This is a genomic window from Terrisporobacter vanillatitrophus, assembly GCF_051148895.1.
GTDB lineage: Bacteria > Bacillota > Clostridia > Peptostreptococcales > Peptostreptococcaceae > Terrisporobacter > Terrisporobacter vanillatitrophus.
Genome location: NZ_CP154625.1, coordinates 2292523 through 2305746, shown reverse-complemented (window position 1 = coordinate 2305746; position 13224 = coordinate 2292523). Strand labels below are relative to the sequence as shown.

Here is a 13224-nt window from a genome sequence, read left to right as displayed (position 1 = left end):
AGATAATATTGCTTTAATGATAAGTGTTAATATTAATGAAAAAATATATTAAAGTGTGTTGCACTTATGTCAATAAAATAGTTCGAAACGAAGCCATGAAGTTTTTTATCTTCATGTCTTTTTTTGTTTGTAAAAATTCACAATTATAAAAATAAAAATGCTAAGATAATATTACAACGTAAAAAAGGGTGTGATAAAGATGATAAAAGTAAGTGGAAAATACAACTCGGCTAAAATATTTGCTAATAATATTGATGAAAAATCAAGGGAGCAAATAGAAGAGCTTTGTGACCAAGAATTTGTAAAAAATGGAAAAATAAGAATAATGCCAGATGCTCATGCAGGTGCAGGATGCGTTATTGGATTTACTGCTAAGCTTGGTGATATGGTCATACCTAATATAGTAGGTGTGGACATTGGATGTGGAATGTTTACTGTAGAACTAGGGGAAATAGATTTTCCTTTAGATAAGCTAGATAATATTATTAATCAATATGTACCTTCTGGTAAAAATGTTCACGAAGGTAAAAAATATAATTTTACTAAATTACAAGATCTATACTGCTATAGAGAATTAAAACAAAGCAAATGGATAGAAAGAAGTATAGGAACTTTAGGCGGTGGAAACCACTTTATTGAAGTTGATGAAGATAAGAACAAAAATAAATACTTAGTAATACATTCTGGTAGTAGAAATTTAGGAAAACAAGTTGCAGAATACTATCAAAGTTTAGCAATAGAGTTATGTAGCGGCAAAGAAAAGTTTTATGAAGAAAAGGAAGAATTAATAAACACATTTAAGGAACAAGGAAGAAGAAAAGAAATTCAAAATGAATTGAAAAAGTTAATAAAAAAATATGCGGATTTAAAACCGAAATATCCTAAAGACTTATGTTTTTTAAGTGGAAAATATAGAGAAGAATATTTACATGATATGAAAATTTGTCCGGAATACGCTGAAATAAATAGAGAAGTAATGGCAAATATAATTTTAAATAAATTGATAAATAAAAGTGTTGATGATTTTAGTCACTTCCACACAACTCACAATTATATAAATTTTAAAGATAACATAATAAGGAAGGGAAGCATATCATCTTATGAAGGAGAAAAGCTACTTATTCCAATAAACATGAGAGATGGAAGTATACTTGCCACAGGAAAAGGAAATGAAGATTGGAACTTTTCAGCACCTCATGGAGCTGGAAGACTTATGAGTAGAACAGAAGCAAAGGAAAAATTAAATCTTAATGACTTTGAAAACACTATGAAAGATATTTGGACTACTTCTGTATGTGAAGAAACCATAGATGAGGCGCCAATGGCATATAAACCTATAGAGGATATTTTAAAATTTGTAGGTGATACAGTAGATATAATTGATGTAATTAAACCAATATATAATTTCAAATCGAAATAGCAATGTTTTAGGGGGATATTATGTATTCAAAAAAAGAAAATCTTATTACTTTAGCTAAAGGAAGTAAAAAGTTGCCTAATTTTATTTGGGCAACAATTTTGGCTTTTTTATTTATGACTGGAGGGCAAATTATAGGTGGAATTTGTATAATTCCATTGTATATAATCTTAGCATTCTCAGATAGTCTATCATCAAACCTAAAGATATTAGAACTATTTATTGAATTAGGCTCATTTGTATTTATATCACTTCTAGTCTTTACAAGAGTTAAATACATTGAAAAAAGGAGTATTTCAACTCTTGGATTTAGCAAAGATAGTTGGTTAAAAAAATATATTAAAGGTTTCATAATTGGTCTTATTATGATGTCAATTGTAGTTTTAATACTGTACTTATTTGGATGTATTTCAGTGGAAAAAAATCCTAGTCAGCCTATTGGCATGTCTGCAATTGGTGGAGTAATGCTTATATTAATGGGTTGGATTATTCAAGGTGGGACGGAAGAAATAGTAACTAGAGGATGGTTAATGAACGTTTTAGCTGCTAGATATAATAAAGCATTTGCATTAATTCTTTCTTCCACCATATTTGGACTTATGCATTTATTCAATCCTGATGTTAACTACGTTGCAGTAATAAATATTATTTTAGTAGGATTTTTTTATGGTATTTATGTTACAAAAACCAATGATCTTTGGACCGTTTGTGGTATGCATTCAGCATGGAATTTTGCTCAAGGTAATATATTTGGATTTGAAGTTAGTGGACTAAATGTGGGTGTTTCTAGTATTGTTGATTTAAATTTAGTAGGAAGTGATATGATTAGTGGTGGATCCTTTGGACCAGAAGCCGGACTTATAGCTACCTTTGTTTTAATTTCTTCTATAGCTATAGTTCTTATACTTGATAAGAAAGGATATTTTACCAAGTAGGAAAATAGGGGGAAATTCATGTTAATTGGGAAAAACAAAATGAAAAAATATAATTATTTTGATATTTTAGATGTAGAAATTTTAGAAGAATATTTAAGTGAAAAAGCACAAAATGGATGGATGATAAAGAAAATAAGTGCTATGAGTTTGACTTTTGAAAAAATAGAGCCTAGGTTGATAAATTTTTTTGTAGATAATACAAAAAATGAGATGGTAAAGGATCAATATGCTCTAAAATCAGATTATGTAAATTTATATAAAGAAATAAATTTAGGCTATATATGTGGTAATGAAACTTTTCAAATATTTATTAATAATTCAGGCTCTAAAAATTTTCCACGACAAGAATTAAAATTTAGAAATGTATTTAAAGAATATTATTATTTTATATTTGGTTTAATTATGTTAGCGATAAATATATATATAACATCTTTAACCAGATATGGAGTGATAGCTTTACTAACAAGTATGAGCACCATATCTTTTGTTATTTCATTTATATTACTTACAATTTTAAATATTATTTCTTTTATTATTAAGTTTAAAAAATATAAAGTTGTTGTTAAAAATAAGGACTTAGATTTAAATATTAAAAAGAATTTTAAACAAAAATGTTTAATTAAAAAAATAGGAACTTTTGTGACAGCTTTTTTAATTATTGCTGGATTTATTGTAATGATTAGTGATCCTGATTCTTTAGAGAATGTTGCAAAGGATGAGATACCATTATCTTTGGAAGATTTTGACCAAAGTATTACGGGGAAAAGAGAAATTTATAAAAATTATTCTTCGTCACCTTTGGGAACCTATGTGGATTGTTCTGATTATATTTATACACAAAATAAAAAGAAAGCTTATGACGATGAGACAAAAAGTTATTATTATGAGTACGAACAAGACTCTAAAGGAGAACTTTATTATACAGTAGTTAAAAGTAAATATGATAAAATTTTAGACATAGCATTAGAACGTACTTTAAAAGAATATGATGAGTTTGTTAGTGATTATAAAAAAGATGATATAGAAGCAAAAAAATGGGGCGCCAAGGAAGCGTATGTTTCACATATTTCAGAGGAAAAAATAATTGTTTATGATAATGCTATTATTACTTTTAGTATATCACAGGTGAAATACAACAAAGATGATATAGAAATGATTAAGAAAAAACTTTTAAATATTCACTAATTATAGAAAAATATATCTTAAGTTGGACTTATTTTGGATTACGTTATGTTAAACTATCTTATATTGTCCTTATTAAATTTATAAAGAGCCAGTGAATTTTTTATTCACTGGCTTACTTTATTTACTTATTTAATAATGGTATATTTATAAATGTTATATTAAACTTATAAATTAAAACAAACACAATATATTATATATTGATAAAAAAATATGGTAATATTACAAAATTCTACACTAATATGATTGATTATTTAGTATAATTAAATAGCGTGTATAGATGTATTTTTGCATTATATTGTACAATATGTTATGTAAAATAAGAAAAATAATTTGAAATATGGGAAGGATAGAATAATGAGGGAAAACAGAATTAATATAGAGCTTGATAACGATGATGTTGTAATAAAAGTTATGGGTATTGGAGGCGGAGGAAACAACGCAGTCAACAGAATGATAAGTGAAGGAGTAAAAGGAATAGATTTTATTTCTATAAATACAGATAAACAAGCATTAATTTCTTCAATGGCAAACAAGCAAATCCAAATAGGAGAAAAATTAACTAGAGGTTTAGGTGCTGGAGCAAAACCACAAGTGGGTAAAGATGCAGCTAAAGAAAGTAGAACTCAAATAATAAATGAACTTGAAGGTACAGATATAGTATTTGTAACTGCAGGTATGGGTGGAGGAACTGGAACAGGTGCCGCTCCAATAGTTGCAAATATTGCAAAAGAAATGGGAATACTTACAATAGGTGTTGTTACTAAACCTTTTGGATTTGAAGGTAGAGTTAGAAAGAATAATGCTGATGAAGGTATAAAAAATCTTCAAGAAAATGTTGATACATTAATAACTGTACCAAATGATAAGTTGTTACAAATTGTATCGCAAAATACATCAATGATGGATGCATTTTCTATGGCAGACAATGTGTTAAAGCAAGGAATACAATCAATATCTGACTTAATAAAAATGCCAGGACTTATAAATTTAGACTTTGCTGATGTTAGTTCAATAATGAAGGATAAAGGATTAGCTTATATAGGTATAGGTACAGCTAGTGGAGAGAATAGAGCAATTGAAGCTGCTAAAGAAGCAATAGAATCACCTCTTCTTGAAACTGCCATAAGAGGTGCAAAAGGAATATTACTTAATGTTGCCAGTGGAGGAGATTTAACATTATTTGAAGTTAATGATGCATCAAATTTAGTAACAGAGTTATGTGACCCAGAGGCTAATATTATATTTGGTACATCTGTTAGAGAAGATTTAGGTGATGAAATAATGTTAACTGTAATAGCTACAGATTTTTAATTAAATACATATATTAATAAAAAAGCATGTAATTTTTGTGAAATTATATGCTTTTTTATATGAAATTTTGCCAAATATGTGGAACTTATATATGATATGATTATAGAGAGTTTTACTAATTAGAAATTAATAGGGGTGAATAAAGTATGGAAAATATAGGTATAGTCTATTTCTCTGGAACAGGGAACACAAAATTTGTAGCAAAAATTATTAAAAGAGAACTTGAAAAATATAATAAAGAGGTCAACTTAATAAATATAGAAAAAGACAATGTAAATTTAAATGATTATGATTCTATAATAGTTGGGGGACCTGTATATGTAGATAGATACCCAGAAATATTGATTAAATATATGGAAGAAAATTTAAAAGATTTTACAGGCAAGTGTATGTTATTTTCTACGCAAGCTTCAGATAAAGAAGCTATAGCTTTTCAGCATTGCATACACAGATCTCCTTTTTTGAATATAACTTATACTATGTTTATACCTATGCCCAATAATTTTTATAACTTTATGTTTAAAAGAGCATCAAAGGAAGAAGAAGATAGACTCCTATTAGAATCTAAGGATTTGATTAAAAGTGGGGTTAAGGACTTTTTAGAAGGAGTAACAAAAACATATCCAAAGAAAAATATAAACGAAAGAATGATTGATGTTGTTTATCATATAATTTATCCATACTATGCAAACTATTTAACTAAAAAGATTTCCATAGAAAAAGACAAATGTATAAATTGCAAAATGTGTGAAATGAGATGTCCAGTACAAAGTATTAAAATAAAGGATAAAGTTACTTTTAAAAAAGATTGCTTACTTTGTCAAAGATGTATGAATAGTTGTCCAAGAGAAGCATTTGTTTATAAGGGTAAAGGTTTCATTCAATATAATCCTGATTTTGATAAGTTTAAATAAGGAACAATATTATATCTATTAAAGAACAACTTATACTAAAATTACAATGATTTTGTTTAAGATAATAAAAATGGCCTATTAATTATAGGTCATTTTAAAATGCCACTAATATATACATTAATGTTAAGGATAGTTGGTAGAATTAATAGTATATATCAAATATTATTAATATAGGAGGTATGAAAAATATGATTAGTATGAATTTAAAAACATTAAGAAAAATAAATAAATACACTCAAGAGGAAGTGGCAGAAAAGATAAGTGTATCTCGTCAGTCAGTTGCAAAATGGGAAAATAATGAATCTGTTCCAGATATAAATAGCTGTGCCAAACTTGCAAAATTATATAATGTAACACTGGATAATTTAGTTAATTATTCTGAAGAAAAGTCGGGAATTGCCATACCACCTAAAGGAAAGTATTTCTTTGGTTCTGTTACTGTGGGAGAGCGTGGACAGATTGTTATTCCAAAGGAAGCTAGAGAGTTATTTGGTATTAATACAGGTGATAAGCTATTAGTACTTGGTGATGAAGAAAAAGGAATTGCAATAGTTCATCAACGAAATCTTATAAACTTTATGGGCGGTATGGGAATAGAATTCAATAAATAAAGTAATAAGTTAAATAAAATAAATAAGGGATGAGTAAAAATGAGTAAAGTTGTATTTTTTTCTATACCAGCACATGGGCATACTAACCCAACTATAGAAGTAGTGAGAGGATTAACTAGTAGAGGTCATCAAGTGTGGTATTATTCTTTTGAAGAATTTAGAGAAAAAATTGAGGGAGCTGGGGCTAAGTATATAAGTTGTGATGATTATGTTCCAGAACTTAGGCCAGAAGACGAGAAAAAAGTTGGTAAAGATTTTTCTGCTATGATAGAAATGATAGTAGATACAACAATAGCTTTAGATGAAAAAGTATGTAAAGAACTAAAAGAAATTAATCCAGACTGTATAGTCTCGGACTCTTTATGTTGTTGGGGAAAATTATTTGCGAATAAGTTGGGCATTACTTATATATGTTCTACTACAACATTTGCATTTAATCAGTATACTGCGCCTATGATGAAACAAGGTTTTAAAGAAATTATGTATATGGTACTTGGAATGAGAAAAGTTAATAAAAAATTAGAACTTTTAAGAAGTCATAATTATGATGTAAAAAACTTTATTTCAATAATTCAAAATGATAATGATACAAATACCATAGTATATACATCAAAAGAATTTCAACCTATGGTGGATACTTTTTCTGATAAATACTATTTTGTAGGACCTTCAGTAGCTGATATAAGTGTAGAAAAAGAGAGAAAAGTACGTAAAAAAATATATATATCTTTGGGAACTGTAAATAACAAAAATTTTGATTTTTATAAAAATTGTATAGAAGCTTTTAAATATGATGATATAGATGTGATTATGTCTGTTGGAAATAATACGGACATATGGCAATTGGGTAATATACCAGAGAATTTTAAAGTGGAAAATAAAGTGGATCAAGTTAAAGTTCTTCAAGAAGTAGATGGGTTTATTACTCATTGTGGTATGAACAGTGTAAATGAAAGTTTATACTATGGAGTACCTCTAATACTCTTTCCACAACAATCAGAACAAGGAATGGTATGTAGAAGAGTAGCTGAATTAGGTGCTGGTTTTGTTTTGAAAAATGACAAACCTAAAAATATAAAAGAAGCTGTATTTGAAGTTATTAATAATAGTAAATATGAAGAAAATGCAAAAGAGTTATCAAAGAGTTTTAAAAATTCTGGAGGAGCATCAAAAGCAGTAGATGCAATATTACATTTGATACATTAATAAAAAAGAATTACCCTGGAAGGGGAATATCAAAAATGATATCCCCCTTCTAAATGAGTGAAAAACAAAATTATTGGTAAATAATATAAAAAATATTGCGACAAATATTCACCTAATCTACAATTAACTTAATTAATAAAGTAAGGTCATATAACAAAGCCTAAAATATCAAATATAATTAATTTAAGTTTGGTTACAGTTAATAAAACAGTTCAAAAGCTTCTAGATAAAGAAGAAATTAAAATAAGTGTAATTGCATAATCAACAGGTGAAAGAAGAACACAATTTTTGAAATAAATGGAGACTTAGAACATGTTATAGCACTATATTATTACAATAATATATTTTTCGCTGTCAAATATAAGGGGGTGTTAGGCATGAATTACATAGTTTCAGTAGATGGAGGAGGAACAAAAACTCAATTAACTATAAGTGATTTAAGTGGAAATATTTTAGGAAACAATAAAACAGGCTCAAGTAACTACAAATCTGTAGGAATAGATGTTGCTTATGAAAATTTAAATATGGGTTTAGAAGAAATATACAAAGATTTAAATATAAATAAAGAAAATATAAGAATGGCGGTATTTGGAATATCTGGATGTGACTCTCAAGATGATTATGAAATAATATTAAATATAATAAAAAAGACAGGATTAAAAGAAGAGCAAATATATTTATATAATGATGGCGTATTAGCATTTTATGCGCAAGCTGATGAACCAGGCCTAGTAATTATATCAGGTACTGGATCTATTGTATTAGGAATAAATAGTTATGGAAGAATATTAAGAAGTGGTGGATGGGGATATAATTTCAGCGACTTGGGATCAGGATATGAAATAGGAAGAAAGGCTCTTAGAGAAACTGTGATGGTTGTAGAAAATATTCCATATTATTTGATTATATATTAAGATACTATGAAGAATCTAGTTTTAACAATTTGCCTTATAGAATAACCTCTATAAGTAAAAATTATGAAATAGCTAATATAGCAACTCTTGTAATTTTAGCAGCAGACTTAAAAGATTATTTAGCCGTAGAAATATTAGAAGAATCAGCTAAAGATTTATCTGTTGCATCAATAAATATACTAAATAAGATAAGTAAAAATATTGATGATAAATTAAGTATTGTACTATCTGGTGGAGTATTTAATAGTAATTTGTACAAGCAATTAGTAATTAAAAATATAAAACATATGTCCCAATATAAAAATTTGAACTTTAAATTACAAAAAAATGATCCTGTTTATGGAGGATTAAAATTAGCTAAAAAACTATTAAAATAAAGGCGATTTTGTGGTGAAGTGGTAAAATCAGATATTTAGGAATTTTATAATTAAAAATATATTGACATAATTTAGAAAGTAATTTATTATTTTAACAAGATAAATAATTCAATACATAAATCCTGAGAAAAAGAAAGTAACTTTTTATTAAGTTTCAGCGAGCTAGGGTTGGTGTGAGCCTAGCAACAATATATAAAGTGAAGAGAGCTTTGGAGGAGATTGTCAGAAATTTTTAGTATGTCAATCGGTGATCTCGCCTTAAGAGATTGAGAGGATAAGTTTACTTATCAATAAGAGTGGTAACGCGGAATAATTCGTCTCTTGGCTTTATAGCCAAGGGACTTTTTTATTATTATTGAATGATAACTTATCAAAGAGAGTGGTAACGCGGATATAATTCGTCTCTTAGTCCTAGGACTGAGAGGCGATTTTTTTGTACCTAAAAAATACTAGTTAATAGGGTACTTAAAAGCTATATATCTCTTAAATACTATTAATAAACAATTAAATATTTATCTTGTTTAGGCAAAGAGTCTAAACGTAAATGACGGAATATTCTGAACTATAATTAGAATGACATTGTTTAAAAAAGCAGTTATTTTATATTAGATGTAATATTAATTAAAATGTAGGGGGAGCGAATTTATGAAGAAAAAATTTTTAGCCATGATTATGGCAGTAGCAATGATATTTAGTGTATTTGTTTATACACCAGTATCCTTTGCAAAAGAAAACACGGACTATGGAGATTATGCTTACAGTGTATTACAACATTTAAATCAAAATTTAACTAAAAGAATAGCTGGTACAGATAAAGAACTTGAAACGGCTAAGTATTTAAAGGAACAATTGGAGTCTTTTGGTTATGAAGTGAAAGTTCAAGATTTTTCATATGTAAGGAAAAACGTAACTTATAATTCACAAAATGTTATAGCTACTAAAAAAGGAGTTTCAAGTAAAGAGGTTATAATAGGATCTCATTATGATAGTGTTGATACCAATGGTGTGGATGACAATGGTTCTGGAACTGTTGTAAACTTAGAAACAGCAAAAAGACTTGCTAATAAAGAAATACCTTATACTGTAAAATTTGTATTTTTCGGTGCGGAAGAAGCTGGACTAAAAGGTTCATCTGCATATGCAAATGCTATGACTGAAGAAGAAATATCAAATACTCTTTATATGGTAAATATGGACAGTATGCTAGCTGGTACATATCGTTATGTATATAGTGGTGACTACAATAAAGAAACAGATAAAGTTGATAATGCATGGCCTGCTTATCAAACGTTAAAACTATCTGATGCTCTACAAACTGGTATGAGATTTAATAACACTGATTTAAACTTAGATTATCCAACTCCTTCTACAGGAAACTGGAGTGATCATGCAAACTTTAGAAAAGTAATGCCTTATTTATATTTTGAGGCAGTAAATTGGGAAGTACTAGATGATCCAGAGCATCCAGAAGACGGTTCATCAGGAGCTTATGAAACTGAAATAGGTGAAGTAATGCATAATCCTGAAAGAGACAATCTTGAGTTTATAGAGTCTACATGGGGAAGTCGTGGGAAAGATACTATAAGTGCTTATTGTAAATTATTAGAAGCTGTTGTATATCAATTAAATCCAGATGGATTAATAACGCCATCTAAAGATGATTTAAAAGAAGTTATAGAAATAGCTAATGATTTGGATAAAAGTGATTTTTCTGAGTCATCATATAAAAAGTTCCAACAAGCTTTAAAAGAAGCTAAAGAAGTTAATAAAACAGAATATATTTTATTAAAAGATCAAGAAACAATAGATGCAGCCCTAGCAAAATTAAATGAAACTATGGCAGTTGTAAGCTCTAATATAGCAAACACTACAATAAAAGTAGAAAATCAAATTTATAATAATAAAAAACAAAGACCAGAAGTAATAGTAACAGATGGTCAAAAAGTTCTAGAAGAAGGCAAAGATTACACAGTAAGCTATTCTGATAATAAAGAAATAGGAACTGCTACAGTTACTGTAAAAGGATGCAATGATTATATGGGATCAGCTAAAGCTACTTTTAGTATATTACCTCAAACTGCAGAAAATCTAAAAACTTCTGATGTGCTAACTAACTCTTTGAAATTATCTTGGAAGAAGGTAGATAATGCAGATGGATATAAGATTTATAAATACAATGCATCTACTAAAAAATATGATTTATTAAAAACAATATCTAAAAATACTACAATTACTTACAAGGATACCAAAATAGTTTCTGCTACTAGTTATTTATATAAAGTTAGTGCATACAAAAAGGTTGATAATAAAATTTACGAAGGATTAAAATGTGAAAAGGTAAAAGTTACTAGTAAACCATTACAACCAATATTAAAATTATCATCGACTACTGCTAAAAAAGTGAACTTAAATTATTCTTCAAAAGTAAGTAAGAGAACAGATGGATATAAAGTTTATATGGCAACTTCAAAAAAAGGAAAATACACTTTAATAAAAGATACATCAAGTACTAAAATAACTAAGACTAATCTAATTAGTAAAAAAGGTTATTATTTTAAAGTAAGAGCATATAGAAAAGTAGATGGAAAGAAAGTTTATAGCTCTTATAGTACAATAAAATATATAAAAGTTAAATAATAAAATCTTGTTATTTTCAGATTGATATAAAGAAGGTATACACAAAATGTACTGCGCCCCAATTGTTAGACCAAAATTCTAAGGATTGGGGTGTTATTTTGGTTAAATATGATTATAACTTTAAATTAAAAGTTGTAATAGCTTACTTAAACGGAAAAGGTGGATTGGAAGTGGGTATAAATTATCATATAAAAATTATTATATATAATAATATGGTAAAAAATACCGGTAGAATTTGAAAAATTTTCATGGGAAAATAATATTTAAATGTACAAAATAATAAAGAGGTGATAAATAATGAAATTAAATAATGCATTAAGCCATTTAAAAGAAGAGTTATCAGATTTATTAAGTATTATGTTAGTATCAGAAAGAATAAACAGTCAAAGATGTTTGAATGAAAACATAGATACAAGCAAAACAATAATAGATCACAAAGAGACTAGTGAAGAATTTTCACAAAAAGATTTAAATACAATAGGTGTAGAAATACATAAGTTAGCAAAAGATATAAAAGGTATGTATAATATTATGTTAGTATCAGAAAGAATAAACAGTCAACGATGTTTAAATCAAGATTTAGATACAAGCAAAACAATAATAGATCATAAAGAAAATTTAGAGGAATTTACAGAAGAAGAAGTAGATAAATTAATACAAGAAACAAGAAGACTAGTAGATATTATGTTAGTATCAGAAAGAATAAATAGTCAAAGGTGCTTAAACCAAGATTTAGACACAAGCAAAACAATAATAGATCACAAAGAAAAACTTGAAGATAATAAGCAAAACGTAAAAGGAAAAAATAAAAAACAAGATCTGGAAAATACAATTTATGAATTAAAAGGTATTTTAAATGAAATGCTTATTTCAGAGAGAATAAATACCCAAATATGTTTAAATGACAATTTAGATACAAGCAAAACAATAATAGATCATAAAGAATAAACAAAAAGCTATAAATTATAGATATATGCTATATATAATTTATAGCTTTTATTATTACGTATTATTTTTTAAATAAATAAGTAGCTAGGTCATCACGATTTAAGTCTATTCCTAAGTAATAAACCACATTATCTTGTAATAAATAATATACAAATCTAGAACTATTAAGTCCTACATTTTTATTATCAATAGTATATAGATTAGCCCTAAATATTTGAGTATTGCCAAATTTTCTATATAGTGAAAATTTTCTTCTAAATCTTTTGTCTACTAAAGTATCTGTGTTTTTGTATGCTTTTATAAAAGTAACCTCATTTATCATTTTATCATTTATATAAAGACATTTTAAATCAAAACTGTCATTTTTACCATTTGATAAATTTTCCCATAAATTAAGTAAATCATTATTATTAAATAACTGTATTCCTAAAGTAGGAGGTACAATTATTAAATTTGTAGAAACTTCTACAGATTCACTGTTGTCATTCCAGTTTATATTTAAGTTATCTTCTTCTATAAAGGAAACAACTCCCATTCTTTTAGCATTATCTTTTAATACTACTATATCGCCTACTTGAAAAACTTCTTTGTAAGGTGAATTTTCATCAAATATTAATTCGTAATTTTTAATAGAGAATATAGATGTTAATTCTTTATTGTCTAGTTCGTCCTTTGTAATATAGTTCATAAGTTTCCTCCTAAAAATTTCTTTTTATTAAATATATATTAATACAGTTCCCATAGTAACATATTTATAAATATATTCAAA

General features: G+C 27.1%; 12 protein-coding genes, 2 pseudogenes and 1 other annotated feature. Of the genes and pseudogenes, 13 read left to right on the top strand and 1 reads right to left on the bottom strand.

What is annotated here, in order from left to right:
* Window positions 1-199 precede the first annotated feature (199 nt).
* The 13 genes and pseudogenes from TVTCOM_RS11550 to TVTCOM_RS11490 all read left to right on the top strand — a co-directional run bounded on the left by TVTCOM_RS11550 (window position 200) and on the right by TVTCOM_RS11490 (window position 12455).
* Window positions 200-1420, top strand: a complete 1221-nt coding sequence (locus TVTCOM_RS11550; RefSeq protein WP_434796428.1) for an RtcB family protein — start codon at window positions 200-202, stop codon at window positions 1418-1420.
* A gap of 20 nt (window positions 1421-1440) precedes the next feature.
* Complete coding sequence (locus TVTCOM_RS11545; RefSeq protein WP_434796427.1) at window positions 1441-2352, top strand: CPBP family intramembrane glutamic endopeptidase; 912 nt, start codon at window positions 1441-1443, stop codon at window positions 2350-2352.
* An 18-nt stretch (window positions 2353-2370) separates the two neighbouring features.
* Entirely contained in the window at window positions 2371-3537 is a 1167-nt protein-coding gene (locus TVTCOM_RS11540; protein ID WP_434796426.1) for a DUF2812 domain-containing protein, read from the top strand.
* A 354-nt stretch (window positions 3538-3891) separates the two neighbouring features.
* Window positions 3892-4845 (top strand): annotated as a pseudogene (gene ftsZ, locus TVTCOM_RS11535) (cell division protein FtsZ); the annotation flags it as partial.
* Between the two features lie 149 nt (window positions 4846-4994).
* Window positions 4995-5762: an EFR1 family ferrodoxin gene (locus tag TVTCOM_RS11530; RefSeq protein WP_434796425.1), complete on the top strand. Its 768-nt coding sequence runs from the start codon at window positions 4995-4997 to the stop codon at window positions 5760-5762.
* Window positions 5763-5941: 179 nt separating this feature from the next.
* A pseudogene (locus TVTCOM_RS11525) lies at window positions 5942-6082 on the top strand (helix-turn-helix transcriptional regulator); the annotation flags it as partial.
* A gap of 81 nt (window positions 6083-6163) precedes the next feature.
* Window positions 6164-6373, top strand: a complete 210-nt coding sequence (locus tag TVTCOM_RS11520) for an AbrB/MazE/SpoVT family DNA-binding domain-containing protein (RefSeq protein WP_434799736.1) — start codon at window positions 6164-6166, stop codon at window positions 6371-6373.
* 39 nt (window positions 6374-6412) lie between these two features.
* On the top strand, window positions 6413-7579 hold the full coding sequence (locus tag TVTCOM_RS11515) for a macrolide family glycosyltransferase (protein ID WP_434796424.1): 1167 nt from the start codon (window positions 6413-6415) through the stop codon (window positions 7577-7579).
* 377 nt (window positions 7580-7956) lie between these two features.
* Window positions 7957-8493 carry an N-acetylglucosamine kinase gene (locus tag TVTCOM_RS11510; protein WP_434796423.1) on the top strand — a complete coding sequence of 179 codons (537 nt, stop codon included), beginning with the start codon at window positions 7957-7959 and terminating at the stop codon, window positions 8491-8493.
* Window positions 8494-8522: 29 nt separating this feature from the next.
* Window positions 8523-8870 (top strand): hypothetical protein, encoded by a 348-nt coding sequence (locus tag TVTCOM_RS11505; protein WP_434796422.1) that lies wholly within the window; start codon window positions 8523-8525, stop codon window positions 8868-8870.
* A 115-nt stretch (window positions 8871-8985) separates the two neighbouring features.
* Window positions 8986-9195: a binding site (T-box leader), on the top strand.
* A gap of 320 nt (window positions 9196-9515) precedes the next feature.
* A complete protein-coding gene (locus TVTCOM_RS11500; protein WP_434796421.1) occupies window positions 9516-11507 on the top strand; it encodes a M20/M25/M40 family metallo-hydrolase in 1992 nt (663 codons plus the stop codon).
* Between the two features lie 62 nt (window positions 11508-11569).
* A complete protein-coding gene (locus TVTCOM_RS11495; protein ID WP_434796420.1) occupies window positions 11570-11746 on the top strand; it encodes a hypothetical protein in 177 nt (58 codons plus the stop codon).
* A 58-nt stretch (window positions 11747-11804) separates the two neighbouring features.
* On the top strand, window positions 11805-12455 hold the full coding sequence (locus tag TVTCOM_RS11490) for a hypothetical protein (protein ID WP_434796419.1): 651 nt from the start codon (window positions 11805-11807) through the stop codon (window positions 12453-12455).
* 61 nt (window positions 12456-12516) lie between these two features.
* Here TVTCOM_RS11490 and TVTCOM_RS11485 read toward each other — a convergent pair whose 3' ends face one another.
* Window positions 12517-13143 carry a hypothetical protein gene (locus tag TVTCOM_RS11485; protein ID WP_434796418.1) on the bottom strand — a complete coding sequence of 209 codons (627 nt, stop codon included), beginning with the start codon at window positions 13141-13143 and terminating at the stop codon, window positions 12517-12519.
* Between the last annotated feature and the right edge of the window lie 81 nt (window positions 13144-13224).

What these genes read in the sequence shown, in the direction of transcription:
- TVTCOM_RS11550 (WP_434796428.1), top strand. Translation starts at nt 200, where the DNA reads ATGATAAAAGTAAGTGGAAAATACAACTCGGCTAAAATATTTGCTAAT.
- TVTCOM_RS11545 (WP_434796427.1), top strand. Translation starts at nt 1,441, where the DNA reads ATGTATTCAAAAAAAGAAAATCTTATTACTTTAGCTAAAGGAAGTAAA.
- TVTCOM_RS11540 (WP_434796426.1), top strand. Translation starts at nt 2,371, where the DNA reads ATGTTAATTGGGAAAAACAAAATGAAAAAATATAATTATTTTGATATT.
- TVTCOM_RS11530 (WP_434796425.1), top strand. Translation starts at nt 4,995, where the DNA reads ATGGAAAATATAGGTATAGTCTATTTCTCTGGAACAGGGAACACAAAA.
- TVTCOM_RS11515 (WP_434796424.1), top strand. Translation starts at nt 6,413, where the DNA reads ATGAGTAAAGTTGTATTTTTTTCTATACCAGCACATGGGCATACTAAC.
- TVTCOM_RS11510 (WP_434796423.1), top strand. Translation starts at nt 7,957, where the DNA reads ATGAATTACATAGTTTCAGTAGATGGAGGAGGAACAAAAACTCAATTA.
- TVTCOM_RS11500 (WP_434796421.1), top strand. Translation starts at nt 9,516, where the DNA reads ATGAAGAAAAAATTTTTAGCCATGATTATGGCAGTAGCAATGATATTT.
- TVTCOM_RS11490 (WP_434796419.1), top strand. Translation starts at nt 11,805, where the DNA reads ATGAAATTAAATAATGCATTAAGCCATTTAAAAGAAGAGTTATCAGAT.
- TVTCOM_RS11485 (WP_434796418.1), bottom strand. Translation starts at nt 13,143, where the DNA reads ATGAACTATATTACAAAGGACGAACTAGACAATAAAGAATTAACATCT.